The 25,741-nt window shown below is 38.0% G+C and carries 24 protein-coding genes; 14 read left to right on the top strand and 10 right to left on the bottom strand.

The features are described from left to right. The first annotated feature begins 7 nt into the window (after positions 1-7). Both QUE35_RS01895 and QUE35_RS01890 read left to right on the top strand, forming a co-directional pair. Complete coding sequence (locus QUE35_RS01895; protein ID WP_022391178.1) at positions 8-1,720, top strand: ArnT family glycosyltransferase; 1,713 nt, start codon at positions 8-10, stop codon at positions 1,718-1,720. 182 nt (positions 1,721-1,902) lie between these two features. Then, the gene (locus QUE35_RS01890; RefSeq protein ID WP_022600587.1) at positions 1,903-3,588 is read left to right on the top strand and encodes a hypothetical protein; all 1,686 of its coding nucleotides are present in this window, start codon (positions 1,903-1,905) and stop codon (positions 3,586-3,588) included. Here the strand turns inward: QUE35_RS01890 and QUE35_RS01885 are convergent. Continuing rightward, a complete protein-coding gene (locus tag QUE35_RS01885; RefSeq protein WP_022600589.1) occupies positions 3,536-5,110 on the bottom strand; it encodes a hypothetical protein in 1,575 nt (524 codons plus the stop codon). The two genes, QUE35_RS01890 and QUE35_RS01885, sit on opposite strands and share 53 nt — an antisense overlap. A 113-nt stretch (positions 5,111-5,223) precedes the next feature. Here QUE35_RS01885 and QUE35_RS01880 point away from each other — a divergent pair, with 113 nt between their 5' ends. Together QUE35_RS01880 and QUE35_RS01875 are read left to right on the top strand one after the other, a co-directional pair. Next, positions 5,224-7,317: a DNA topoisomerase 3 gene (locus QUE35_RS01880; protein ID WP_022600591.1), complete on the top strand. Its 2,094-nt coding sequence runs from the start codon at positions 5,224-5,226 to the stop codon at positions 7,315-7,317. Continuing rightward, positions 7,307-7,825, top strand: a complete 519-nt coding sequence (locus QUE35_RS01875; protein WP_009316960.1) for an NUDIX hydrolase — start codon at positions 7,307-7,309, stop codon at positions 7,823-7,825. Before QUE35_RS01880 ends, QUE35_RS01875 begins: the two co-directional genes overlap by 11 nt. 5 nt (positions 7,826-7,830) lie before the next feature. Here QUE35_RS01875 and QUE35_RS01870 read toward each other — a convergent pair whose 3' ends face one another. Then, positions 7,831-8,799 carry a diacylglycerol/lipid kinase family protein gene (locus QUE35_RS01870; RefSeq protein WP_022391174.1) on the bottom strand — a complete coding sequence of 323 codons (969 nt, stop codon included), beginning with the start codon at positions 8,797-8,799 and terminating at the stop codon, positions 7,831-7,833. A gap of 177 nt (positions 8,800-8,976) precedes the next feature. Between QUE35_RS01870 and QUE35_RS01865 the strand changes: the two genes are divergently transcribed. Further along, positions 8,977-9,492 (top strand): HdeD family acid-resistance protein, encoded by a 516-nt coding sequence (locus QUE35_RS01865; RefSeq protein ID WP_022600593.1) that lies wholly within the window; start codon positions 8,977-8,979, stop codon positions 9,490-9,492. Between the two features lie 81 nt (positions 9,493-9,573). Here QUE35_RS01865 and QUE35_RS01860 read toward each other — a convergent pair whose 3' ends face one another. Beyond that, positions 9,574-10,041 carry a C40 family peptidase gene (locus QUE35_RS01860; RefSeq protein WP_009316957.1) on the bottom strand — a complete coding sequence of 156 codons (468 nt, stop codon included), beginning with the start codon at positions 10,039-10,041 and terminating at the stop codon, positions 9,574-9,576. Positions 10,042-10,354: 313 nt separating this feature from the next. Continuing rightward, positions 10,355-10,543 carry a hypothetical protein gene (locus QUE35_RS13725; RefSeq protein WP_286261871.1) on the bottom strand — a complete coding sequence of 63 codons (189 nt, stop codon included), beginning with the start codon at positions 10,541-10,543 and terminating at the stop codon, positions 10,355-10,357. Between the two features lie 138 nt (positions 10,544-10,681). Here QUE35_RS13725 and QUE35_RS13720 point away from each other — a divergent pair, with 138 nt between their 5' ends. Beyond that, complete coding sequence (locus tag QUE35_RS13720) at positions 10,682-10,972, top strand: site-specific integrase (RefSeq protein ID WP_022600600.1); 291 nt, start codon at positions 10,682-10,684, stop codon at positions 10,970-10,972. 315 nt (positions 10,973-11,287) lie between these two features. Continuing rightward, positions 11,288-11,665 carry an EamA family transporter gene (locus QUE35_RS01845; protein ID WP_244925442.1) on the top strand — a complete coding sequence of 126 codons (378 nt, stop codon included), beginning with the start codon at positions 11,288-11,290 and terminating at the stop codon, positions 11,663-11,665. 28 nt (positions 11,666-11,693) lie between these two features. On the opposite strand, the gene QUE35_RS01840 is transcribed toward QUE35_RS01845, so the two are convergent. Next, a complete protein-coding gene (locus QUE35_RS01840) occupies positions 11,694-12,590 on the bottom strand; it encodes a helix-turn-helix domain-containing protein (RefSeq protein ID WP_022600604.1) in 897 nt (298 codons plus the stop codon). Positions 12,591-12,825: 235 nt separating this feature from the next. Between QUE35_RS01840 and QUE35_RS01835 the strand changes: the two genes are divergently transcribed. The 5 genes from QUE35_RS01835 to QUE35_RS13715 are packed head-to-tail and all read left to right on the top strand — an operon-like array spanning position 12,826 to position 17,074. Next, positions 12,826-14,433 (top strand): carboxymuconolactone decarboxylase family protein, encoded by a 1,608-nt coding sequence (locus QUE35_RS01835; protein ID WP_022600606.1) that lies wholly within the window; start codon positions 12,826-12,828, stop codon positions 14,431-14,433. A 14-nt stretch (positions 14,434-14,447) separates the two neighbouring features. After that, positions 14,448-15,629 carry an aldo/keto reductase gene (locus tag QUE35_RS01830; RefSeq protein ID WP_022600609.1) on the top strand — a complete coding sequence of 394 codons (1,182 nt, stop codon included), beginning with the start codon at positions 14,448-14,450 and terminating at the stop codon, positions 15,627-15,629. Positions 15,630-15,632: 3 nt separating this feature from the next. Continuing rightward, positions 15,633-16,661, top strand: coding sequence for an alpha/beta hydrolase (locus QUE35_RS01825; protein WP_022600610.1), 1,029 nt, complete (start codon positions 15,633-15,635; stop codon positions 16,659-16,661). Between the two features lie 11 nt (positions 16,662-16,672). Continuing rightward, positions 16,673-16,849: a hypothetical protein gene (locus QUE35_RS01820; protein WP_009316951.1), complete on the top strand. Its 177-nt coding sequence runs from the start codon at positions 16,673-16,675 to the stop codon at positions 16,847-16,849. Between the two features lie 3 nt (positions 16,850-16,852). Further along, positions 16,853-17,074, top strand: coding sequence for a flavodoxin (locus QUE35_RS13715; RefSeq protein ID WP_390886913.1), 222 nt, complete (start codon positions 16,853-16,855; stop codon positions 17,072-17,074). Between the two features lie 302 nt (positions 17,075-17,376). Here the strand turns inward: QUE35_RS13715 and rho are convergent, their stop codons facing one another. After that, entirely contained in the window at positions 17,377-19,392 is a 2,016-nt protein-coding gene (gene rho / locus QUE35_RS01810) for a transcription termination factor Rho (protein WP_009316950.1), read from the bottom strand. Positions 19,393-19,604: 212 nt separating this feature from the next. After that, a complete protein-coding gene (gene tilS / locus QUE35_RS01805; RefSeq protein WP_022600612.1) occupies positions 19,605-20,945 on the bottom strand; it encodes a tRNA lysidine(34) synthetase TilS in 1,341 nt (446 codons plus the stop codon). A gap of 134 nt (positions 20,946-21,079) precedes the next feature. Here tilS and pheS point away from each other — a divergent pair, with 134 nt between their 5' ends. Further along, positions 21,080-22,099 (top strand): phenylalanine--tRNA ligase subunit alpha, encoded by a 1,020-nt coding sequence (gene pheS / locus QUE35_RS01800; RefSeq protein WP_009316947.1) that lies wholly within the window; start codon positions 21,080-21,082, stop codon positions 22,097-22,099. A gap of 68 nt (positions 22,100-22,167) precedes the next feature. After that, on the top strand, positions 22,168-22,809 hold the full coding sequence (gene nth / locus QUE35_RS01795; protein WP_022390140.1) for an endonuclease III: 642 nt from the start codon (positions 22,168-22,170) through the stop codon (positions 22,807-22,809). 21 nt (positions 22,810-22,830) lie between these two features. On the opposite strand, the gene ybaK is transcribed toward nth, so the two are convergent. The 3 genes from ybaK to QUE35_RS01780 all read right to left on the bottom strand — a co-directional run bounded on the left by ybaK (position 22,831) and on the right by QUE35_RS01780 (position 25,635). Further along, complete coding sequence (ybaK, locus tag QUE35_RS01790; protein ID WP_009316945.1) at positions 22,831-23,307, bottom strand: Cys-tRNA(Pro) deacylase; 477 nt, start codon at positions 23,305-23,307, stop codon at positions 22,831-22,833. Between the two features lie 43 nt (positions 23,308-23,350). Next, on the bottom strand, positions 23,351-24,040 hold the full coding sequence (gene gpmA, locus QUE35_RS01785; protein WP_009316944.1) for a 2,3-diphosphoglycerate-dependent phosphoglycerate mutase: 690 nt from the start codon (positions 24,038-24,040) through the stop codon (positions 23,351-23,353). A gap of 239 nt (positions 24,041-24,279) precedes the next feature. After that, the gene (locus QUE35_RS01780; protein ID WP_031258332.1) at positions 24,280-25,635 is read right to left on the bottom strand and encodes a phosphatase PAP2 family protein; all 1,356 of its coding nucleotides are present in this window, start codon (positions 25,633-25,635) and stop codon (positions 24,280-24,282) included. Positions 25,636-25,741: the final 106 nt, after the last annotated feature.

Below are 25,741 nucleotides of genomic sequence, written 5' to 3'. Positions count from 1 at the left end.
ATATAACATGAAACTTGACTCTAAATCGACACTCGGAATACTATTGATAACAATCAGTATTTTAACTCTTATCCCTTTTATCGGTCTGACAGATTTTCATACAAAAGGAGAACCCCGAGAAGCCATTGTTGCTGTTTCAATGTTAGATAGTGGAAATTGGATATTACCCGAAAATAATGGCGGAGATATGGCTTACAAACCACCCATGTTCCATTGGGCAATTGCCGTAACGTCATTTTTGGCAGGAGAAGTGACAGAATTTACCTCCAGATTTCCGTCAGCTTTATCAGCAATTATTATTGCATTGTTTACATTCTTATTTTATGCCAAAAGGACGAATAACAACCTTGCATTTTTGACTTCTTTGCTATTCTTGTCTGCATTTGAGATTCATCGGGCAGCTATGGCTTCTCGTGTTGATATGGTACTGGCCTTGTTTATCATATTAGCACTATTCCAACTATATCAATGGACAGAGAAAAATCTAAAAGGAATTCCTCTAATTGCAACGTTGTTTATGGGTGCTGCAACCTTGACCAAAGGGCCTGTAGGAATTATTCTTCCGTGTGCCGTTACCGGAGCATATTTGTTGCTACGAAACGAAAATTTCTGGAAGCTTTTCTATAAACTGTTGATTACAGCCTTAATATCATGCATATTACCTGCTATTTGGTATTATTTAGCTTATCAACAAGGTGGCAGTGAATTTATAAATTTGGTTATGGAAGAAAATTTCGGAAGATTTTTAGGCAAGATGTCATACGAATCCCATGAACAACCTATTATTTATTACATTTATACAACTATTGCAGGTTTTATTCCTTGGTCGATATTAGTACTATTCTCTCTTTTTGCTCTAAAATATTCTTCCCCCAATCTTTCTGTTAAGACATGGTGGAACAAATTAAAATCTGCCGTCAAAAACACAGACCCCATAAGGCTTTTTACATTTCTTGCTTTCGCGGTAATTTTCGTTTTCTATTGTATTCCTAAAAGTAAACGGTCTGTATATTTATTGCCGATTTATCCTTTCCTTGCATTCTTTCTCGCAGAATATATGCTTTACCTACTAAAAAAGCATCAAAAAGTTTGGAGAGCATTCGGCATATTCTTATCTATCTTGACGGGTCTGGTACTTATCATATTCATAGTTCTTAAATCCGGATGGGTATTACCGTATCTGACAAACTCGGGTAACTTTCCAGAAGATATAATCTACTACATTGACGCATTCCATTCCTCATGGGATTTCGTCAGTGTCGGATGTGTAATAATTTTAATAATAGTTCTTTATCAAGTATATAAGAACAAACGAGAATTATCTTTAAATAACCGCTATCTATATTCGGTAGTAGCACTATTCTTTTGGTTGCAAATCCTTTTAGATGCCACGATTTTACCGACAATACTTAATGCCAAATCAATGCGTCCTTTTGCACAACAAGTAGAAGAGCTTATTCCTGAAGGGAAAATATATTCCTATGTCGGAGCTCCGATGATGCGTTTCTTCATTATCAATTTCTACAATGACAACAGAGTTGTCGAATTTGAAAAAGAACAACCGGAAGAAGGATATTTGTTGGTGGGAGAAAAAGACTATCCTCATATTGCCGGTAAATATTCCGACAAATATAAATTTACCGATATATTAAAAAGTCCCCGTAAAGGGAATGATGTAAAAGACATTATTCATATATACCAATTTGAGAAAATAAAATAATCTGTCTAATAGCCAGTTAGAATATATTATCAGGTTATCTTCGCATTTTCTTCCGGCCTATTTTCCCAAAAGAAACTCTCAGATCTGACCCAAGCGAAATTTAGGCAAGCTCTTAGAATGAACCATCATGAAATATTATTGTTAGTAATAAATAGCTTTTATTTATTACTAACATTGTTTTTATGCGCATCACCATTATTACACTTCTGTTTTTATTTATCCAATTTGTTCCCGGTATAGCAAAAATTATTCGAAAACCGTCTTTTGAAGCGAGGAATACGACAACTTTCAACATAGACAGCATAGAAATAAGAGATGATTTAACTCGTATTTATGCCACGTGCAATCACATTCCCGGCCAATGGATGATCATTCATTCCGACTTATATATTATCTCTCCGACAGATAAGCAAGAGTGGAAAGCTATCGAGATAGACGGAACTGACTTTAATCGCAAATTTCAAGTATCGGAACAAGGAAAAGCCAATATCAGCATAGATTTCCCTGCTCTGTCAAAAGAAATAAAAACAATAGATTTATGTGAAAGATCGGGAGACTCCCCAATACGAATCATCAATATAAACTTACAAGACGCTTCTGTATCTTCCGGTAAAGATACAATCCAAACGGCATTATTTCATAAAAATATTTCACAGCAAGATACAGTAAAACTCAATAATATCTTAAAAAAGAATATTGCGGTATTAAAAGGCCATATCAACGGCTATCATCCAAGACTTCGATTCGGAAACGGATCGATTTATTTAGATAACGTAATAACTAAAGAGCAGAGAACAATTCCCGTAAATATCGATAGTCTTGGAAACTTTACAACAACATTACAACTATATTACCCTGTACAACAAACTTTATTTTTCCAAAAAGGATATATCAATTTTTATATAGAACCGGGAGATACTCTCTTAGTCGAGACAGAAATGGATCGTCTTACTACACCTGTTAGAAATATAGAAGACCTCGAAAAACAAGATAATTATGCAAAATATTACGGTAACTTAGCTCAAACGAACTATGAGCTTAGGAATATCCGTGTATCATTTCATAATGATATACAAGAGTTAGCAACAGATATATTAACGTTATCTCCTATCCTTTTCAAAGAAAAATATACAAGAGAATATCATCAACAACGAGAGAAACTAAAAGTGTGGTTGAAAAAAAATAATATCTCAAGCAAGACTGCGGAAATAGCTTTACTAAATTCAGATTACGCCTATGCCCGTATGCTGCTTGATTATGAGACTTATCATACTCGTAAGTTTCCAAATCAAGAAATTCCGCAAGAGTATTATCAATTTCTTAAAACTCTACCCCTAAATAACGAAAATTCTCTTCTCGCTGCCGACTACAAATTATTTATCAACAGATTAGAGCTGTCGAATCCTCTTCTTGCCACTCGAAAGATTTCATCTTCAGACCTCATCGATTCTTTTGCGAATATCGGAGTAAAATTAACGACGGAAGAAAAAGAGTTAATCGTCTTTTCTATGAATTTAAAGAACCTAAGCGATACTGTAAACTTTAAAAATTTTGCATCCAGAATGTATGAATTCAACCATAAATACGCATCAGAACAAATATTAATAAGAGAAAAACTGAATACACAAAAAACATACGACATATATACGAGTCAATTAGGTCTGAATCCGGGAATCACTCTCGATTTATTATATACCAGAAAATTTATTCCTCGTTTGAATACAATGAAAAGGAAATTAACATCGAAAGAATTCGACACATATACATTCTACATAGGACAACCTTTCTTAAAGCAATTCATGAACGAAATCAACATCAATTTCGTACCTGACACGGTATCCAACGATAAACGGTGTAATTTGGAGTAGTTCCGGCCTTCAGTGAAACGGAGTCTGTTATGCAATATCCGGCCTGTTTTAAAAAAGAAGAGGTCAAAAACGAAAGATTATCTGTAATAATGACAGGTATTTGAAAAGTCGAAATTTGTTGATGGAGTTGCAGTTGCCAGTCTCTATTCTTTAACGCTATTTTATTCGCTTCCGGGAAAATATGACTTATAACACTACTATTTTGTAAAGTAGAAATATATTCCGTCTGTCCGTTGTTCCAAACAGGGAGTTGATTATCCCACGCATATTTTGCTAATAACGGGGAATATATCTGTACACCTTTAGTTTTGTCTGCATCTAAAATCTTATAAAGACTTTCCCATTCAGATTTTTCCCGATCATTCATCTCTCTCGGAATATTAATAAAAAGACCGATATGGTATAACGAAAATAAAACAGTTCCTATAAGAACAACATTCTTTAATTTATCTTTTTTCAATATATCAATACTGGATAGCGTGTAAATAGCTAAAACCGGTATAAACAATTGGTAGATATAAGTCATATATGCTCCCTCATGCATTCCCAATCGAAGTATAACGATAAAATATACACAAACGGATATAGCATAAATATCGGGCATTTCGGACAACTTTATTAATGGACTATTCCGATCTTTCCCTAAATTAAAAGATATTATGATCTTCCCGGATATATTCTTATACCGATTATACACTACCAGCAAAAAAAGTAAAAGCAACGGAAAATAAAACAATCCGGTTACAGCCAATTGCTTTATCAAATGAGACAAACTATGTGATGCGATAGCTAAATGATGAACAATAGCTATCGAAAAAAAAGCAGGATATAAATAGTTTATAAAACTTGCCGCACAAATGAAGCAAAAAATCGAAAACAAGACATAATATAAAGCCTGTTTTTTAGATCGGAATAACAACCATATAAATACAGGCACACAGACAATTACAAAATACTGTTTTATAAAAAATGACAATATGGTTAGAAATGATACCCCGCAAATATCTGTGATAGTTTTTATTCTTTTAGCTTTGTATAAGGTCAATAACATAACAAAAACTCCTAACGTATTAGGTAAGGCTACACAGAGTCCCATGCTCCATCCGACAATCAAAGTTATCGAAAATGCAAGAAAGGCATACACAATCGAGTTTGTCTGATTTTTTACCTCCTTCGCTGATATCCAACCGCATAGTATAGTGCCGGATAAAGCGATAAGACGTTGAAACAACAACATATCTATATGAATAAAACTAATAAGGGAATATAACCAAGATGTCAATAACGGCACGACAAATCCATAGACATAAAAAAAAGGAGGTATATTAACCGTATCATACGGATTCTTTCCCTCGAGGAACATACGGGTAATATCAATATTAGCAAACTCCCGATATTCGTTCGGATAAGGAGAAATCAACCAATAAAACGAATAAATGATAAATATCAGGCAATAAACTGCTGATGCCCCTAAACAAAAATAACCGACCGAATTAAATTTCTTGAAGTTTATTCTTTGCATAATCATTCTTCATCAAATGATTTACAAATATAATATAAGATTATCGACGAAAGCTCTTTTCTGCATTAAAATTAAAATCTTACATTTGTAAAGAAAATCGAATCAGTAAACGAATGAAAGTTTGTATTGCCGAGAAACCGAGTGTCGCAAAAGAAATTGCCGACATCGTAGGAGCAAAAACCAGACATGACGGATATTATGAAGGGAACGGATATCAGGTTACGTGGACATTCGGTCATCTTTGTACATTGAAAGAGCCTCACGAATATGCTCCACAATGGAAATCGTGGTCTTTATGGAGTCTTCCGATGATACCTCAACGATTCGGTATAAAGCTGATTCAGGATAAAGGCATTGAGAAACAATTCGGTATTATCGAAACTCTCATGTCCAAAGCTGAGGCTGTTATCAATTGCGGTGATGCAGGACAAGAAGGGGAACTTATACAACGTTGGGTAATGCAAAAAGCCGGCTGCAAATGTCCGGTATATAGACTATGGATATCCTCTCTTACCGAAGAGTCTATACGGGAAGGTTTTGAAAATTTGAAAAAACAAGAAGATTTCAATACTTTATATGAAGCCGGATTATCAAGAGCTATCGGAGACTGGTTATTGGGAATGAACGCTACCCGTTTATATACATTAAAATATGGCCAAAATAAACAAGTTTTATCAATAGGGCGTGTACAGACTCCTACTTTAGCTTTGATCGTCAACCGTCAGCTCGAAATTGATAATTTCGTGTCGCAACCCTATTGGGAACTCAAAACAATATATAGAGAAACCGTCTTTTCTGTTACGAAAGGCCGTTTTCAGACGGTAGAAGAAGGAGAGTCTTTTTTGCAAGAAGTTCTGGGAATCCCGTTTGAAGTAACCGATGTTTCCAAGAAACAAGGGAAAGAAGCTCCTCCCCGACTTTTTGATTTGACATCTCTACAAGTAGAATGCAATAAGAAATTTGCATTTTCGGCAGAAGATACACTCAAATTGATACAATCTTTGTATGAAAAGAAAGTAACGACCTATCCTCGTGTAGATACCACATTTTTAAGTGACGATATTTATCCTAAAGTTCCCGGAATACTGCAAGCCATAGCCTTTAATTCGATTTATGAACCGTTAATAACCCCTTTACAAAAAGGGAAACTGCCCAAACCTAAAAAAGTTTTTGACAATTCAAAAGTAACAGATCATCACGCAATTATCCCGACAAACGTACGACCAAATAATCTTACGGATAATGAACGGAAGGTATATGATTTAGTTGCTCGTCGTTTTATCGCAGTATTTTATCCGGATTGTAAAATCGCAACAACAACTGTTTTGGGAAAAGTCAATAATGTCGAATTCAAAACAACAGGGAAACAAGTTATAGAACCCGGCTGGAGGACCGTTTTCGAAAAAGATAAAGACCCGGAAAAAGAAAATGAAGAAGAAAAAGTTCTGCCTGACTTTATAAAAGGAGAAAACGGGCCGCATGAACCATCTTTAACAGAGAAATGGACGCAGCCACCCAAGTTATATACCGAAGCTACCTTGCTGAGAGCAATGGAAACTGCCGGGAAATTAGTAGATGACGATGAATTACGCGATGCTCTGAAAGAAAACGGCATAGGACGTCCATCCACTCGTGCTGCAATAATAGAGACCCTTTTTAAACGGAATTATATCCGAAAAGAGCGTAAAAATCTCATTCCGACATCCACCGGTATAGAATTGATACAAACAATACAGGACGAACTGCTAAAATCAGCTGAATTGACGGGTATATGGGAAAATAAACTAAGAAAAATAGAGCATAGTGAATATAATGCCCGAAATTTTTTAGATGAACTTAAAATAATGGTTACTCAAATCGTTAACCATGTCAGAAATGATTCTGTCAATAGAAGCATTACTATTCAAGATACGGAAAAAATAGAAACGAATAAAACAAAAAAAACAGATACGAAAAAGAAAAGCAAAAATGCGAATCCGGGGAAAAAAGAAATAAAGAATCAAAGACTTGAATCGGAAATAAATGAAATAACTTGTCCAATATGCAAGCAAGGGAAAATATTGAAAGGCAAATCTGCATATGGATGTTCTAACTGGAAAAACGGCTGTACATTCAGAATTAATTTTTCTGATTGCCCACCGGATATTTCGACTGAGGAACTTCAAAAGGTTGTAGAAAAATATAATACAGAACGAAATGAAGAATAATTCTACGGAACTATTTCCGATAATAGACGAACAAGGCCATACAATAGGGAAAGCGACTCGTAAAGAATGTCATAACGGAAGTAAACTCTTACATCCGGTAATTCATCTACAAATTTTTAATAAATACGGAAATTTATACCTCCAGAAAAGAGCTATGAACAAAGATATTCAACCGGGAAAATGGGATACGGCAGTCGGAGGACACGTTGATTACGGTGAGAGTGTTGAAGACGCTTTGTTTCGCGAGACTCGGGAAGAACTGGGCATTACGGACTTCTCTCCGACTTTTTCGTTTTCATATATCTTTGAATCTGAGATAGAAAAGGAAATGGTATATTCTTACTACACTATATATGACGGACTGATAGTTCCCGATAAAGATGAAGTAGAAACCGGTCGTTTTTGGAGCATTGACGAAATTGAACAAAATATAGGGAAGCAAATATTTACACCCAATTTTGAAATCGAATTTCAACGATTACAAAGCTATTTAAAAGGTCTCTTATAACGGAATTAAATATTCAACTCCGTTTTTATCGTATCGACAACATCCCAGAATACAGATTGTATAGGCTCTATCAGTGATTTTTTATTATTCTCCTCAGGAACAAGGGCTTTCAATCCCCCCGGAATACAGCTCACATCTATACGGGCATCCATCATTATCGGTTCTCCATCTATATGCATGATTCCCGGTTTTTCCCGAATGATAGATATAGACTCTGTTTCGAATGTTTTAATATTACTATTCCGGTCTATAAGTTTAGTAAACAATTGAACTGCTAACGGCCCTATATCAAACGGAGTAAAAGGTCGTATGATCGTAACATCCAACTTTCCATCCTGCATATTGGCACGTGGAGCAATATATGCGTTATTCCCATATTGGGAAGCATTACCACATGCTATCAAAAATGCTTTTTCTTTAACCGATCCGTCTTTACTTTCCAAACGATAAGTCTCGGTTTTATATTTCATATACTCAGTAACAGCTTTTCTCAAATAGGTAAGTCCTCCCCTATGCTTATCTTCCGCAAACTTCATACTTACCCAAGCATCGAAACCGACACCACAAGTACAGAAAAATACTTTATCATTAGCTTTGCAGTAGTCCAAAGCTACAGTTCTATTCTCATTGACGATCTTTAATGCGCGGACGACATCGATAGGAATTCCCAAATGACGAGCCAAACCGTTACCCGATCCGATAGGAATAATTCCTAAAGCCGTATCGGAATGGATAAGAGCCTTTGCTATTTCGTTACACGTACCGTCTCCACCTACAGAAAGTACATAATCTGTTTTTTCAGCTACGGCCTCTTTCGTCAAAATAGTGGCATGCCCGGCATATTCAGTAAATTTGATCTGAATATCAAATATACTATCATCCAATGTCGCTTTTATAGTTTCAGGAATATTTACTTTTGAGTGAGTTCCTGATATCGGATTTATAATAGCCAACAGACGTTTTCGAGTGCCCATAGATAAAAATTATACTATTTACTATACAAATGTAACCATTTAAATCCAATCTGTAAAAACTATAATTCCCAACAAGGGTTTTAAATACTAAAAAATCTGTTATTTTAGACCAAAACAAATAGAATATAGAACAAATTTTATGTTATCTTTGTCTGAATAATAAAAGATATTCAAGCTATGTACAAATTAAAAAATACAATTGTCAGAAGTATTGTTGCTATCATAATAGGAATCGTACTAATCAAATGGCCGAGACTTGCCCCGAACATGATTATCATAATTATCGGTATCCTTTTTATCATACCGGGAATTGTCACATTAATCAATTATTGGATACGCAAGTCTAAGGAAGGGATGAAATTACCTTCTTATATTTTGATAGAAAGTACCGGTAGTATATTATTAGGCTTATGTATGGCATTGATTCCGGAATTTTTCACGGCATTTTTTATGTACTGTCTCGGATTCCTTCTCGTTTTAGGAGGCATAACTCAAATTATATCATTGGTTAATATACAACGTAACATCCCGATAAGTTTATACTATTATATCACCCCTATATTAATTCTTATTGCCGGAATTATAACCGTCTTGAATCCTTTCGAAACTCAAGATACGATCTTGATCATGTTCGGTATATGTGCAATTATTTATGGTATAACAGAACTGGTCAATTATTATAAACTTAAATAATTTAAAGGACATAATAAACTTGCGAAACGTAAGTACGAAAACCGATTTAAAAGATAATGTCTCTCTTCAAAAAGATGGACATTATTTTTTTATCCTTCCTCCACCCTTCCAATTATCGGCATAATAGGACTCTTTCAAGTGACTGATCACAACACCTTTAGATGTTGAAGAGTGAATAAAATATCCATTTTTCAAATAAATACCAACATGATTTATCTTTTGTTTTTTTCCTGTAGAGAAAAAGACCAAATCACCTTCTTTCAAGTGCTTCTTAGAAATATGAGTACAATTTTTATAAATATTTTCGGATGATCGGTCTAACAAGATACCATAAACCGTACGATAAATAATACAAGTAAGGCCCGAACAATCAACCCCTGAACGCGTATTTCCACTATATTTATACGGTGTTCCTATCCATGAAGCCGCTTCTTTGTATAGTGGAATAAAATCATTCCTATTAAGTTCTACCCCCAACGATTTGAATATAGACAAATCGGAAGTAGTTGTCGTCCGGTTTATTGTATGGCAACTACTCAATAAAATCATAGACAACACAATAAAATATGAATATTTTTTTCTCATCATGCTCAAAGATAGCGATAAAAAACGAGAAATAGGGCAGATAAGAGCAAGAAGGTTGAAAATAAAGGATTTAGAGAAAATTTTGACTACAAGTATGAAGCCACACGCCCTCCCTCTCAAAGCCAATTGAAACCGGCGTTGCGTTACTATTCCATTACTTTTTTCGAGATCGCCGCCCAAGATAACTATGTCGCCGCCGAAAAAATGCGCAATACCTATTTAGGTTTGAGTATGAACCACGAAAAGCTGCTAGCGGTATTCGGCAACACAACGAGAATTACAAGAAACAAGTGGACAAGCTCAAAAGCCTGCGTTTATCACCGATTTCGAGCTGTTCCTCAAAATCGAAAAGAACTACTGCAACAACACAGTGTAGTCGTACATGATACTGCTGCGGAAGATTATCTTCATAGCCGTCAATAACGGCTTGCTGCAGCGCGACCCGTTCTTCGCATACAAGTATCACGAAGGAGGAGACCAAACGGAGCTTTCTGACCAAAGAGAAAATCAAACTACTGATCAACCGCACATTCAAAAAGAAAAGCTATGAACCGATCCGCAACCTATTCATTTTCTGCACCTTTACGGGATTGAGTGGACGGATATGGCGAACCTGACGAAAGCCAACCTGCGCACCTCGTTCGACGGTCATCTGTGGATTGATACGAACCGACAGAAAACGGGTATCGAAACCAATATCTGGTTATTAGATGTCGCCAAACATATCATTGAGAAATACGACAGCATGGCCGAAAGGAATAAATTACTGCCCGTTTCGTGCTACGTCAACTGCAAAAACAGCATCAAGGCAATAGCGAAGAAGTGCGGTATCGAAAAGAACGTCACGTGGCATCAAAGAAGACATTTAATGTACCTATCGGCAAATCTCTCCTGACAAGGTGATTAACGCCGATTGAACTTGTCGTTTCACGTATTTTGTTTGCTACTTTGATGTTTTGGATAATCGGTCTTTTTTTCAAAAAGAGAAAAAGTCAATACTAAAGATTTGGCGATTATTGCTCTTGGTGGCATTTCGGTGCTTGTACCTATCTTTCTTTTGCGTGGAGGTTGAATTATAATTTTGCACTTATTGTAGCTCTAAAATCCTATTGTAGTCATGCTTCTTTCTGTATTATTTTTAAGAGAAGTTACCAATAAAAAAACAATAAGAGTTTTGTTGGGAATTATTTTTGCTATTACTAATACTGTTATGCTTGGTTTTTATTTAATCATTATACGAAAAGTCGCAGTAAAATATTCTCCTGTCACACTTCAAAAATGGATGTTTCTGTTTGCCGCACTATTTGTAATCCCGTTCTGTATAAATGATCTGCAAATGCAATCATTTAATCCGTCCGCATTTCGATTACAGCCGTTGTTTCAACTTGGATTTGTATTATTGTTCGCAACAGTACTCAATAATCTATTATATCCTGTTGCACTTAAACGCATACAACCCACCATTGCCAGCATTTACATCAATCTACAACCAATTATAGTTTCTATCGTTGTGATTTTGATTGGGCAAGATATTTTTAGCTGGGACGCACCGATTGCAGCTATACTTGTTTATCCGGTGTTTTGCTGATCAATCATTCACGAAACAAGAAGCAAAACTAATTTGCTGTTCTATATTCATTCGGCGTACATCCTGTTATTTTCTTGAACCAACGGCTGAAATGCTGTGGATATTGAAAACCTAATTCGTATGCAATCTCGCTGATAGATCTTGATGTATCAAATACCCGTTCTTTTGCCACATCGAGCATCTTTTGCTGGATATGCTTCAATGCAGATACTCCGGTTTCCTTTTTCAACAAATCACCTAAATAACTGGCAGAAAGGCAGAGCTTGTCAGCGCAATATTGCACGGAAAGCATACCCTTTTCGGCAGAAATATTCGATGCTAAATAATCATCCACCAGATTCTCAAAACGTATCAGAATATCTTTATTGGCATTTTCACGGGTGATGAACTGACGGTCATAAAAACGGATGCAGTAGTCAAGCAATAGTTTGATATTATCCACAATCAGCGATTTGCTGTGCTTGTCAATGGGATATTGCAATTCGATCTGTATCTTCTCCATACACTCCGTAATCGTCCGGCGTTCGTGTTCCGACAGATGCAGAGCTTCGTTGGCATTGTATGAGAAATAGGTATAATCTTTCATCATGCTTGCCAACGGAGTTCCCCGTAACAGTTCGGGGTGGAATACCAATGCCCAACCTGCCGGTTGATGAAGTTTGCCGTCATCATCAGCACCCATGACTTGTCCCGGAGCTGCAAAAAGAACAGTTCCCTTTTCATAATCGTATATGCTTCTTCCGTAACTCATAGTTCCACAATCCGTATCTTTCAGCAAGATCGCATAGAGATTGTAGAGTCTTCGTCCATGACGAATGGGGGGCATCTTGTCACAATCAACGATACTTATCAGCGGATGTAACGCTTCAATACCGAAAAGGTCACAATAGTGCTGCACTGTATCGAGTTTTGTTATTTCATTCATAACCTATCATTTACTGAATACAAAATTACTTCTTTCCCGGCAAAGATAAGCCGTTCTGATAACATTATATGTTTCAATTTTATCTGAAATATGACCAATTTTATAGATATATAGATAACAGCCTGCGTTACACACCCCGACCTATAAAATTGGTTTTTCTATCCGCAAAATTGATACATTACAGGTTGATTATTCCCCCTACCTTTGTACCATAATTTATTAAAACACAACGGATATGAAAAAGTTATTGGTATGTATCGCTTGTGCTTTATTCTGCATAAGCAGCAATTATGCCCAAAATAAAGAAAGTATGTTGAATCTGAAAGAAAGACAAATCGCCGCTATCAGTGGCAGCGCAGCAAAGGGAGATAAGCCGGGACTGACTACGGCTCTGACTGCCGGACTGGATGCCGGACTATCTGTAAATGAAATAAAGGAAGTGCTTGTTCAACTCTATGCCTATTGCGGTTTTCCCCGTAGCATGGGTGCATTAAACACATTTATAGGTGTATTGCAAGAACGCAAGGCACGGGGCATCAACGATGCCGAAGGAGCATTGCCGACCTTGCAAGAAGTAAGCAGAAGTGTGGAATACGGGGCTGCCAATCAACGCAAACTGTTCGGACGGGACGCGCAGGGTGCGGTATTGGCTTTTGCTCCGGCAATCGACCAATACCTCAAAGCACATCTTTTTGGCGATATTTTCGGACGTGATAATCTGGATTGGAAGACAAGGGAATTGGCAACTATCGCCATGCTTGCCGCAATGGAGGGTGTAGAAAACGAGTTAAAAGTACATATCGCTCATGGAAAATACAATGGTCTGACAGATACGCAGGTCGATGAAATCGTTACGCTTGTCCGTGCTTCCGAATGGAAACCGGAACCTCCAAAGACATTCATAGCAGACGATAAGGTAACGGTAAGAAAAGTATTCTACAAAAACCGCTATGACATTATGCTGGCAGCCGACCTTTATATGCCGACAGACACGGATATAAATATCAAATACCCAGCTCTGATTATCGGGCATCCGTTTGGAGCAGTAAAAGAACAGTGTGCCGGATTGTACGCACAGGAAATGGCTAAACATGGTTTTGTCACACTGGCTTTCGATGCGTCCTATCAAGGAGAAAGCGGCGGTATGCCCCGCCATACGGTATCGCCCGATGCCTTGATGGAAGATTTCAGTGCTTCGGTAGATTGGCTCGGCATACAGCCATTTGTCGATAGGGAACGTATCGGTGTAATAGGAATTTGCGGAAGCGGCGGCTTTTCCGTATGCGCTGCATCCATAGACCCTCGTATCCGTGCATTAGCTACGGTAAGCATGTACGATATGGGACGTGCCACACGTAATGGGTTGGGCGATGCAATGACCGATGAGCAACGCAAGGCGATGTTTTCCGAAGTTGCCCGACAGCGTTGGCGTGAAGCGGAAGGTGAAGAACCACGCATCCGTTTCGGTACACCTGAACAACTGCCGAATAATGTCAATGAAGTGCAAAAAGAGTTCTACGACTACTACCGCAATCCCAAGCGCGGGCTGCATCCCCGCTATCTCGGTACACGCTTTACAAGCATGGCGGCACTGACCAATTTCTATCCTTTTGCTCAAATCAAAGATATTTCGCCTCGCCCGGTATTGTTTATAGCCGGCGAAAACGCCCATTCACGTTATTTCAGCGAAGATGCTTACAAACAGGCTGACGAGCCGAAAGAGTTATATATTGTTCCCAATGCCAGCCATGTGGACTTATACGATCAAACGGACAAAATTCCCTTTGACAAACTGACGGACTTCTTTATGGAATCCTTGGAGATGACTAATATTAATAAATAAAAAATGTAATAGATATGAAAACGGAACAGAACAACGAAATGAGCCGCCGCAGTTTTCTGAAACGAACGATATTGACTGGTACGGCAATCTGTGTCACACCCACATTGGAGAAAGTAACGGCAGCAGAAAGAGCCATTGCAGGCAAGTCATCTACATCGGTAACAACCTTTCCGGCAAGTATGGCGGCTGTCCGCATGCAACGCACATTGGGCAGCGGAAAGGCAGCATTTACCGTATCCGCAATGGGATATGGTTGCATGGGACTGAACCACAACCGCAGCCAATATCCAAGTAAGGATAAGGAAATAGCATTAGTTCGTGAAGCCGTGGAACGTGGTGTCACCCTTTTCGATACGGCAGAAAGCTATGGCTATCATATCAATGAAAAGTTGGTTGGTGAAGCCCTGAAAGGCTATACCGACCGGGTATTTGTATCATCGAAATTCGGGCATAAGTTCGTGAACGGCGTACAAGTAAAAACCGAAGAAGACAGTACCCCTGCAAACATTCGCCATGTGTGCGAAAACTCCCTGCGCAATCTCGGAGTGGAAACACTCGGTATGTTCTACCAACACCGCATAGACCCGAACACGCCTATCGAAATAGTGGCGGAAACGTGCAGTGAGCTTATCAAAGAGGGTAAAATCCTGCATTGGGGAATGTGCGAAGTCAATACGGAAACAATCCGCCGTGCGCACAAGGTCTGTCCTGTTACAGCTATCCAAAGCGAATATCATTTCATGCACCGTGCGGTCGAAGAAAACGGCATACTGGCTCTTTGCGAGGAATTGGGTATCGGTTTCGTACCTTATAGTCCGCTAAACAGAGGTTTTCTCGGTGGTATGATTAACGAATACACACAATTCGACACTACCAATGACAACCGACAAACCCTGCCACGTTTCCAGCCCGAAGCCATTCGTGCCAACTATCGCATCGTGGAAGTGCTGAACGCTTTCGGACGAACAAGAGGGATTACCCCTGCACAGGTAACATTGGCTTGGCTGATGAACAAGAAACCGTTTATAGTCCCTATTCCCGGTACAACCAAACTCTCGCATTTGGAAGAAAACCTGCGGACTTGCGATATTGTGTTCTCGGCAGAAGAAATGACAGAATTGGAAAAGGCGGTAGCCGCAATTCCGGTTATCGGTAGCCGTTACGATGCCTTGCAGGAATCGAAAATACAGAAATAACGCATGAGAAAGATAATCTTCTATATGGCTGTCGTTGCTTTATTATTAAGTTGCAACACCCACAACGGAAATGTCTTGCAAATAGCCGAACAAGGCAGTTTCGCCGTAGGCGGCACGGTATTGACCGATTCATTGGGGCGTAACTATCACGGCGACCATGCCTATGTATTCTATCAAAAGCCTGTTGATGCACGGAAATACCCACTTGTTTTTGCACACGGTGTAGGTCAGTTCTCCAAAACGTGGGAAACCACACCGGACGGACGGGAGGGATTTCAGAATATCTTCTTGCGGCGTGGCTTTTCCACCTACCTTGTTGACCAACCTCGGCGTGGTAATGCAGGGCGTGGTACGGAAACTGTTACTATATCTCCTGCCTTTGATGAAGAAGAGTGGTTCAACCGTTTTCGTGTGGGGATATATCCCGATTATTTCGAGGGTGTGCAATTCAGCCGCAGCAAGGAAGCCCTTGACCAGTTTTTCCGCCAAATGACACCCAACATTGGCACCGTGGATTTCGAGGTCTATTCCGATGCCTACGCCGCTTTGTTCGACAAGATAGGTCCGGCGATATTCGTCACTCACTCGCAAGGCGGCCCGGTAGGTTGGCGTACGTTGCTTAAAACCGACAATATTAAGGCGATTGTTTCCTACGAGCCGGGTGGTGGTATTCCATTCCCGGAAGGACAAGTACCCGAGGAAGGAAAGATACTGACCTTATCGAAGAAAACGGAAGGAGTAGAAGTCCCGATGTCCGACTTTATGAAGTACACAGAAATTCCGATTATCGTCTATTATGGCGACAATCTGCCTGAAACGGACGAACGACCGGAACTATACGAATGGACACGCCGTCTGCATTTGATGCGCCAATGGGCAAAGATGCTCAATGAGTTGGGCGGTGATGTGACGGTTATCCATCTGCCGGAAACCGGTCTGCACGGCAATACCCACTTCCCAATGTCGGACTTGAATAATATTGAAGTGGCGGATTTATTATCAAAGTGGCTATACGAAAAGAATTTAGACTAAGAATTATAAGTATGAAAATGTTTAATTATTTATTTACGGCTTTATTATTCTGCATCGTATCATGCAGTAGCGGAACATCAGCAGAAGAAATACCGATGCCTGACCGCCCAACAACGGAAGCAAGCAAAATGTTGATTGTCTATTTCTCGTGGAGTGGAAATACTTGTGCCGTAGCAAATACTATTTAAGAACTGACGGGCTGCGACATTGTAGAAATAGAAGTCGAAGAACCTTATTCTTCGGTATATAATGAAGTTACAGCACGTGCCCGGCAAGAATTGGATAATGATATTCGTCCGGCATTGGTTACACAAGTCGAAAATATCGATGAATACGATACACTGATTGTCGAAACTCCTATTTGGAGCAGTCGGCTTGCTCCTCCTGTAAAAAGTTTCTTGGTTATAAAATGAAACAACAACGATGAGTAATACGGACAAAAAAATTCTGTCCGCATTTTCTACAAAATTCAGATTGTTTATTTTGTAGTTTCCGGGGTATTCACTACACTTGCATAGAGTTGTTCGACGAGTTGTAAAGCGCAGCAGTTCAACACAGTTACATGATCGCTAAATCGTTACCGACAACTTTCTTATTTTCTGCTTTACTCTGTCATTCAGGCAGATATGCATTTTTTATCCTTCCTAAAGATATAAAAATAACCTGTGAAGAACGAACAACACAGGTCATTTCTTATTTTTTTACAGAAAGGACATTAGTCATTCATAGACAATAATAATTCTTCATTAGAAGATGTCTTTTCCATTCTGTCCTTAATGAATTCCATTGCTTCTATAGAATTCATATCCGACAAATATTTTCTTAATATCCACATCCTATTCAATGTATCTTTATCGAGAAGCAAATCATCTCTACGAGTACTCGAAGCTGTAATATCGACAGCAGGGAAAATCCGCTTATTAGAGAGCTTACGATCTAACTGTAACTCCATATTCCCTGTCCCTTTAAACTCTTCAAAAATCACATCATCCATTTTAGAGCCGGTATCGGTAAGAGCTGTCGCTATAATCGTGAGACTTCCCCCGTTCTCTATGTTACGAGCTGCTCCGAAAAATCTTTTCGGTTTATGTAGCGCATTTGCATCCACACCACCGGAGAGGACTTTCCCGGACGCAGGAGAGACCGTATTATAAGCACGAGCAAGACGAGTAATAGAATCTAAAAGAATAACGACATCATGGCCACACTCTACCATCCGTTTTGCTTTTTCTAAAACTATACTAGCAACTTTTACATGTCTCTCAGCCGGTTCGTCAAATGTCGAAGATATTACTTCTGCTTTTACACTACGAGCCATATCGGTCACTTCTTCAGGACGTTCATCAATCAACAGTATAATCATAAACACTTCCGGATGATTTTCGGCAATAGCATTGGCAATGTCTTTCAGAAGCATGGTCTTTCCTGTTTTCGGCTGAGCGACAATTAGCCCGCGTTGTCCCTTACCTATCGGAGAGAACATATCTACGACTCTTGCTGAAATATCATTTGCACGACCGGTGGTCAGCTTAAATTTTTCTTCAGGGAACAAAGGTGTCAAATGGTCAAACGGTACTCGATCACGAACATATTCCGGAGTACGTCCATTAATTTTTTCTACTTTAACCAGTGGGAAATATTTTTCTCCTTCTTTCGGTGGGCGAATTGGTCCTTCTACCACATCTCCTGTTTTCAGGCCAAAAAGCTTAATTTGGGATTGAGAAACATATATATCATCGGGAGATGTCAAATAATTATAATCAGAAGAGCGCAAAAAGCCGTAGCCGTCGGGCATCATTTCAAGAACTCCGTTTCCTGTAAGTATACCTTCAAATTCATAGGGCTTTTCTGCAACCTTAGTTTCGTTATTAACACGTTCTGGCTGCTGCACAGTTTGCTGTATGTCTTTACTCTGATTATTTAAATTATTATTTGAGTAGCGTTGTTGTTGATTGCGCGGTACAAAACGTTGCCGTTCGCTTCGAGGGAAAAATGTTTCCAAATGAGTTTCGGATTGCATCGGCAGAGGCATCTCATACTGAATTTTTTCTTTTACCGGGACTTCTGCTGCCGGTTTGTCTGTAAGTTTTGAAATTTCAGAAGCAGATTCTTTTTTCTCATCTTTCAAAACATTTTCTTGCTGTTGCTCGGATGTCTCTTTCTTAAAAACTTTTCGTGCCTTAGGTTTCTCAATGCTTTCCGTTTCAGCAGTTTTCTCTATAACTGCGACTTCATCATTTTCGGGGACAGGCAGTTCCACCTGCTCTTTCAAAGCCGGATGTGAAAATTTCGCTTTTTTCGTTTTGAGAGGTTCAGGTTCTTTTTGTATTGTTTCTTCTACTGCAATTGGCTCTGAAATATCCGACTTATTATTTTCGACAGTAGACTCAACTGTTTTCTCAGCTTTTGGCTTACGTCCTTTCGTCGTCTTTTTTTCTACGATAGGTTCTTGTTCGGCAGAGACCGTTACCGCTACAATCGTTTCTGTCTCTGTTTTTTTGACAGGGGTTTTAGACTTTGCAGCCTTAGTTGTTGACTTTTTTTTCTTCGCAGCATTTGTTTCTGCTTGAGCCGCAACTTTTTTACCTGCTATATCAATTGCTTGCTGATCTAATATCTTATATACTAAATCATCTTTTTCAGAAGCATCAATTTTTTTTATACCCATTTCTTGGGCTATTACTTTCAAGTCTTCCAAAGACTTATCTTTTAGTTCCAGAATGTTATACATGAATCTATATTGGTGTGATAGAGTTAACTACATTAATCAAAATCATTGCCTTAAAAAAGTAAGGCAAAAACTATAATAAAATAATATTAATTGGAATTTGTTCAGAAATAATTTGAGATAGAGAGCCTATAACCCTCTTTTATTTCGCTACAAATGTACACTTGTTTTTTGGAAATACAACAAAAATGGTTAACAATAAGTTTTTGTATTAATTATTTTTCACATTTTATTTCCAAAATATGAGTTGTTTTTCCGTCAACTCTGAATTTATCGGAAGTTCTTTCCCCTATTACCCAAATAATTTCATTTTTCGAAAGCAGGACATAGGCTTTTTGCTTTTGGTATAATGTAAATTTCTTATCTCTGAAATAATCACTCAGTTTACGGCTACCCTTCATTCCGAACGGAATAAAACGATCTCCGTCTTTCCAACATCTGATCATTAACGGAAAACTGACCTTATCCGCATCAAATACCGCAATACATGCATCTTTAGGAATTTCATATTCAGAAGTTCTATTGATCCGGGAAAACTCTAATTTTACCGGATAAGATATTTTCAAAACATTTTCAGAAATAACGACAACATCATTTTTGCAAACGTCTTTTTCTTTTACAATAAAAAATCCCCGATCCTTTAATAAAATATGAGTTCCCGATAAAATATATTTTCCAGATATGGCTGAAGCCATTCTCAAAATCTCATCTAATTGAACAGGCAAAAATCCAAAAGGTCTTAAAATCTCAAACAATAATGTACGTGGAGACGGAGAAGCAAATAGTCTTGATATTTCGATATGTAATTCGTTGTCTTTATGTTCTGTTATTTCATCTATAATTGAACTTATGACAAAACGATATAACTGTTCTGTCTCGTATAAATTAGATGCCGTGCGTTCTATTGTTGCATAAACAGACGGATTTATACTTTCCAATAAAGGTAAAACTTGTAAACGAATTTTATTTCGCACATAAATATCTTCCTTATTTGTCCGATCCGTAATATAAGGTAATCCACGCAACGACAAATATGACTCAATATCCTTTCGGCTTAAACACAACAACGGTCTCACAATATACCCGTTGACAGGATGAATTCCTGTAAGTCCGGATATTCCCGTACCTCTAATTAAATTTAAAAGAACAGTTTCGACCGAATCATCCCTATGATGAGCAATAGCTATCGCTCCAGCACCGATTTTCTTACGCTGTTCCTCAAACCATTCATAACGTAACTCACGACAAGCCATTTCGATAGATATATGTTTTTGGGAAGCATACATTTCTGTGTCGAAACGTACACTGCGAAAAGGAATATTCAATGTCTGTGCCATATCCCGGGCAAACACCATATCTCTTTCCGCCTCATCTCCCCGTAACTGAAAATTACAATGGCAAGCAATACATCGATAGCCTAATGTAACTAAAATATCCGATAAAGCAACAGAATCAGCCCCTCCGCTAAGACCAATAAGAACAGGCATAGTTTTATCAAGATGTATTCTTGAATCGATAAATTGCTTCACACGAAGCGTTATTTCTGATAAATCCATATAACCGAATTTCGAAATGCAATGTACAAACGTAACTGTTTTTTTTGATTTATAAAATATTTACCTCCCAAACGACTTTTTAAGTCACTATTAATTATTAAATTTGCAGCTAAAAACAGGAAAATAGCAAAATCATGATTGATAAAATAAACCGACTTAAAGCAGAAATAGACGCATTAAAAGCATCTAAGGCAGACGAAATAGAGGCTTTACGTATAAAATATTTAAGTAAAAAAGGAGAAATATCTCTTCTTTTTAATGATTTCAGGAATGTTGCTGCCGAAAACAAAAAAGAAGTCGGCAAACTTTTAAACGAACTGAAAGAGAAAGCACTCAATCGCATTAATGAATTAAAAGAAAACCTTGATAGCAATTCTCAAGAAAACAACCTGATAGATCTCACGCGAACAGCTTATCCTGTTAATGTAGGAACTCGTCATCCTATTTCGCTTGTAAAAAACGAAATATGCGAAATTTTCGGACGTTTAGGCTTTTCTATAGCAGAAGGTCCTGAGATTGAAGATGACTGGCATGTATTCTCATCATTGAATTTTGCAGAAGATCATCCGGCAAGAGACATGCAAGATACGTTTTTTATTCAACGTAGTCCGGATATTTTACTTCGTACCCACACATCTTCCGTACAGACTCGGGTAATGGAACATTCGCAACCACCGATTCGTATTATCTGTCCGGGACGTGTATATCGAAATGAAGCGATCTCCGCCAGAGCTCATTGTTTCTTTCATCAAGTAGAAGCCCTTTATGTAGATAAGAACGTTTCTTTTGCAGATTTGAAACAGGCATTGCTGTTTTTTGCAAAAGAAATGTTCGGTCCTGACACAAAGATTCGTCTGCGTCCTTCATACTTTCCTTTTACCGAACCGTCTGCAGAAATGGACATATCTTGTAACTTATGTGGAGGAAAAGGGTGTTCGTTCTGTAAACATACCGGATGGGTTGAGATATTAGGTTGCGGAATGGTAGATCCGAATGTATTGGAAGCCTGTGGCATAGATAGTAAAATTTATACCGGATATGCACTTGGAATGGGAATAGAGCGCATTACAAATTTAAAATACCAAGTAAAAGACCTTCGAATGTTTTCAGAGAACGATCAACGTTTTTTGGAAGAATTCGAATCTGCTCATTAAAATCGATAATAACTCTAAAACAAGGTACAAAGTTAAAAAACTTTGTACCTTTTATATTTTAATATAAAATGAGAAAACAAGAACGTTACGACAAAATTATCGAGTGGTTCTCAAAAAATGTTCCCGTTGCCGAAACGGAACTTCATTATAAAGATCCGTTTCAATTACTAATCGCCGTTATATTATCTGCTCAATGCACCGATAAACGGGTAAATATAATCACTCCACCTTTATTCCGGGATTTTCCCACTCCTGAAGCATTAGCTGCGACAACCCCAGAAGTCGTATATGAATATATCAAGAGCGTATCATATCCCAATAATAAGGCAAAACACTTAGTCGGAATGGCAAAAAAATTACTTAGTGAATTTAATGGAATTATTCCTTCTGACGTAGATGAATTACAGAAATTGCCGGGAGTAGGCCGAAAAACCGCAAATGTAATTGCATCGGTTGTATTCAATAAAGAAGCTATGGCCGTAGATACACATGTCTTTCGTGTTTCAAACCGAATAGGCCTTACAGATAATTCCAAAACGCCTCTTGAAACCGAAAGGACATTGGTAAAACATATTCCGGGACATTTACTACCAATCGCTCATCATTGGCTCATATTGCATGGTAGATATATTTGTACTGCCAGAAAGCCGAAATGTCTTGAATGTGGAATAAGAGAATACTGTAAATATTACAGTAAAAAGCCGGAATAAATCCCGGCTTTTTATTACACTTTATATTGCGATCTCCCCGACTTCTGCAGAAACAAATTTTATCAAATCTGCGGGATCGATTTTAATCTGTATTCCTCTCACTCCGGCACTTACATATATATAATGGAAATCAAGGCATGTTTTATGAAAATATGTCGGAAAATGCTTCTTCATCCCTATCGGCGAACAACCGCCTCTGATATATCCGGTAACAGGCAGGAGTTCTTTCATAGCGATCATTTCGGCACTTTTATTTCCTGATATTTTCGCCACAGCTTTCAAATCCACCTCCATATTACCCGGAATGACACAAACAAATATGCCTGTTTTATCCCCTCGCAAAACCAATGTTTTAAAAACCTGTTCTATGTTCTCGCCCAACTGTTCGGCAACATGTGTAGCCGCCAAATCAGACTCATCTACTTGATAGGGAATCAACTCATAAACGATATTTGCCTTATCCAGCAAACGGGCTGCATTAGTCTTATTTACCTTCATAATCTTTCTTGTTACTACCAAACAAAGGTAGAAAGATTATCGCTCATTCCAAATAATAATGAGTAACAGGTTTTAACTGCTTGTCCAATTCATATATTAACGGCGTTCCGGTAGGGATTTCTACTCCTATGATCTTCTCCGGGCTCAACTCTTCAAGATGCATAATCAAAGCCCTTAAACTATTACCATGTGCTGCTATCAATACAGTTTTTCTTTCTGCTATCTGCGGTGCAATCTCAACTTGCCAATAAGGGAGAACTCTTGCAACAGTATCTTCTAATGACTCTCCTTGCGGTAAAATTGCCGTATCTAACTGAGCATATCGAGGATCAAAACCTGGGAAACGAGGATCTTCTAAACTGATTTGCGGAGGACGCACATCGAAACTTCTTCTCCATGTCTTTACTTGTTCATCCCCATATTCCAGAGCAGTCTCCTTTTTATTCAATCCCTGTAAAGCACCATAATGTCGCTCATTCAATCGCCATGATTTAACAACCGGAATCCACAATCGATCAACCTTCTCTGCAACAATAAATTGAGTTTTGATAGCTCGTTTTAGAAAAGATGTATAACACAAATCATACAAAATATTATATCTCTTCAATAAAGTACCTGCCATTTCTGCTTCTTTTTCTCCTTTAGGGGATAAATCAACATCCATCCATCCGGTAAATCGGTTCTCACTATTCCAGACACTTTCTCCGTGCCGTAATAATATAAGTTTATACATAATCTTCTATTTTTCTTATTAAACAAGAAAAACAGAAAAAACGTTCGGTTGATTTTATTTTTTGAATAAAAAAATATCCAGCATGTAATATCTCATACACACCGGACATTCTAATTGGCATAAGATGTATAATGATTGAAATTATCTAAAAGCCTGTCTAAATTTCTCCTGGTAATCAATTCTTTTTAATCCGAATAATTCGGATAAACTTCACTCCATCAATAATAGGCAAGACCTCCTTACCATACAATATTTACAGAAGCTCCCAAAGTAAGAGAATGCAACGTTTGACGAGATTCCTGATAAGACTGAGACCCCGACGCTTCATAATATTGAATATTTACCGGTGCAACTTTATAATCCAAGAAACCTTTGGCTAAAAGGTTCTTTTTAGCCCAGAACGACAAAGAAATGCCCGTTCCCGCATTAAAAAAATTAGCATGTTTCATTTTCAAAAAATCCGATCTTACCTCCTCTCTTGTTTCCGAATCATTCCATACTACATCGACTCCATTTCCCTGAAAATTTCCATACCCGGCCAGTAATTTACTTCCTAAATACCAGCGTTTGGAAATCGGTAACGAAAAATATGCGCCCAAAGATGTCGTAATCGTATTGAATGCTCCAGATTCTAAATGAGCATTAGAAGGCACAGACAATCCGCTCTGTATTTTCATAGGGATACTACTTGCCAATAATTCAGCTCCGACTCCCACATACGGTGTTATATAATAAGCACCTTCCACACCTACGGTACTTCCCGTTGAGGTATTGAAATTTATCTCCGGAGAAAGAGATATATGGTGCGGCATCATTGTAAAACCCATATATAATCCTAAAAAAGAGGACATATCGGAATATGTAACATCAAAATCATATTGAGGGTGTCTAAGTCCTTTCTTGCCAAATATTAAATCAGCGAAATAATAACCTAATTCAGTAGATAGAATTCCGATTCCCGCACCTACCATTACATCAGATACCCAATGTCTATTATTCAATAATCGGGAAACTGAGGTTGCTGTAGCCACCGTATATGCTCCTATGCTGTACCACGGGCTACGCACGCCATATTCTTTATGAAACATTGTCGCAGCCATAAATGCCGTTGCTGAATGCCCAGAAGGGAAAGAATTTAAAGCCGTTCCGTCAGGCCTCCGAGAATCTATAACAAGTTTCATAACATTCACAGTCGTAGCCATAAGAGCTGCAGAGAAAGCGTCTGAAGTCAACATTCTTCCCCATGAGCTGCGACTTTCAACTCCAGCAGCTTTCATTCCGACCAATGCAAATATAGGAACATACTGCAAATAATCATCATATCCATGATGAAATGACGGGACATATTCATTTCTTAAACTCCTAAAAGGCTCTTTTTTCATTTCTACCAAAGAGCCGGTAACAATTAAAGGAACAGAAATATAGGTCATCTGAAACCATTTGGCATCTGTTATACGATTTATCTTTTCTGGTGTTTTCCTTGAAATCAAATATCTGACGGGAACATTTTGTGCACTGTCTGTAATCAAAAAATTTGTAGTATAAGCACTTGTGAAACTACTCAAAAAAATCACAAACAAAAATACCTTCTTCATGCAATTTTCCATTTGTATTTTATTTATATCCAAACGGATGCAAAAATAATATTTTTTACTACAAAAACTGCCCTATACAGACGAACATATTTATAAATAGGAATGT

It is taken from the genome of Coprobacter fastidiosus (assembly GCF_030296935.1).
Lineage (GTDB): Bacteria > Bacteroidota > Bacteroidia > Bacteroidales > Coprobacteraceae > Coprobacter > Coprobacter fastidiosus.
Note: the sequence above shows the minus strand (reverse complement) of the source record. Positions and strands in the feature narration are given on the sequence as shown.

Bases quoted from the DNA above. Each gene is read 5' to 3' on its own strand.
- QUE35_RS01895 (WP_022391178.1), top strand. From the start codon at position 8: ATGAAACTTGACTCTAAATCGACACTCGGAATACTATTGATAACAATC.
- QUE35_RS01890 (WP_022600587.1), top strand. From the start codon at position 1,903: ATGCGCATCACCATTATTACACTTCTGTTTTTATTTATCCAATTTGTT.
- QUE35_RS01885 (WP_022600589.1), bottom strand. From the start codon at position 5,110: ATGCAAAGAATAAACTTCAAGAAATTTAATTCGGTCGGTTATTTTTGT.
- QUE35_RS01880 (WP_022600591.1), top strand. From the start codon at position 5,224: ATGAAAGTTTGTATTGCCGAGAAACCGAGTGTCGCAAAAGAAATTGCC.
- QUE35_RS01875 (WP_009316960.1), top strand. From the start codon at position 7,307: ATGAAGAATAATTCTACGGAACTATTTCCGATAATAGACGAACAAGGC.
- QUE35_RS01870 (WP_022391174.1), bottom strand. From the start codon at position 8,799: ATGGGCACTCGAAAACGTCTGTTGGCTATTATAAATCCGATATCAGGA.
- QUE35_RS01865 (WP_022600593.1), top strand. From the start codon at position 8,977: ATGTACAAATTAAAAAATACAATTGTCAGAAGTATTGTTGCTATCATA.
- QUE35_RS01860 (WP_009316957.1), bottom strand. From the start codon at position 10,041: ATGATTTTATTGAGTAGTTGCCATACAATAAACCGGACGACAACTACT.
- QUE35_RS13720 (WP_022600600.1), top strand. From the start codon at position 10,682: ATGGCGAACCTGACGAAAGCCAACCTGCGCACCTCGTTCGACGGTCAT.
- QUE35_RS01845 (WP_244925442.1), top strand. From the start codon at position 11,288: ATGCTTGGTTTTTATTTAATCATTATACGAAAAGTCGCAGTAAAATAT.
- QUE35_RS01840 (WP_022600604.1), bottom strand. From the start codon at position 12,590: ATGAATGAAATAACAAAACTCGATACAGTGCAGCACTATTGTGACCTT.
- QUE35_RS01835 (WP_022600606.1), top strand. From the start codon at position 12,826: ATGAAAAAGTTATTGGTATGTATCGCTTGTGCTTTATTCTGCATAAGC.
- QUE35_RS01830 (WP_022600609.1), top strand. From the start codon at position 14,448: ATGAAAACGGAACAGAACAACGAAATGAGCCGCCGCAGTTTTCTGAAA.
- QUE35_RS01825 (WP_022600610.1), top strand. From the start codon at position 15,633: ATGAGAAAGATAATCTTCTATATGGCTGTCGTTGCTTTATTATTAAGT.
- QUE35_RS01820 (WP_009316951.1), top strand. From the start codon at position 16,673: ATGAAAATGTTTAATTATTTATTTACGGCTTTATTATTCTGCATCGTA.
- rho (WP_009316950.1), bottom strand. From the start codon at position 19,392: ATGTATAACATTCTGGAACTAAAAGATAAGTCTTTGGAAGACTTGAAA.
- tilS (WP_022600612.1), bottom strand. From the start codon at position 20,945: ATGGATTTATCAGAAATAACGCTTCGTGTGAAGCAATTTATCGATTCA.
- pheS (WP_009316947.1), top strand. From the start codon at position 21,080: ATGATTGATAAAATAAACCGACTTAAAGCAGAAATAGACGCATTAAAA.
- nth (WP_022390140.1), top strand. From the start codon at position 22,168: ATGAGAAAACAAGAACGTTACGACAAAATTATCGAGTGGTTCTCAAAA.
- ybaK (WP_009316945.1), bottom strand. From the start codon at position 23,307: ATGAAGGTAAATAAGACTAATGCAGCCCGTTTGCTGGATAAGGCAAAT.
- gpmA (WP_009316944.1), bottom strand. From the start codon at position 24,040: ATGTATAAACTTATATTATTACGGCACGGAGAAAGTGTCTGGAATAGT.
- QUE35_RS01780 (WP_031258332.1), bottom strand. From the start codon at position 25,635: ATGAAGAAGGTATTTTTGTTTGTGATTTTTTTGAGTAGTTTCACAAGT.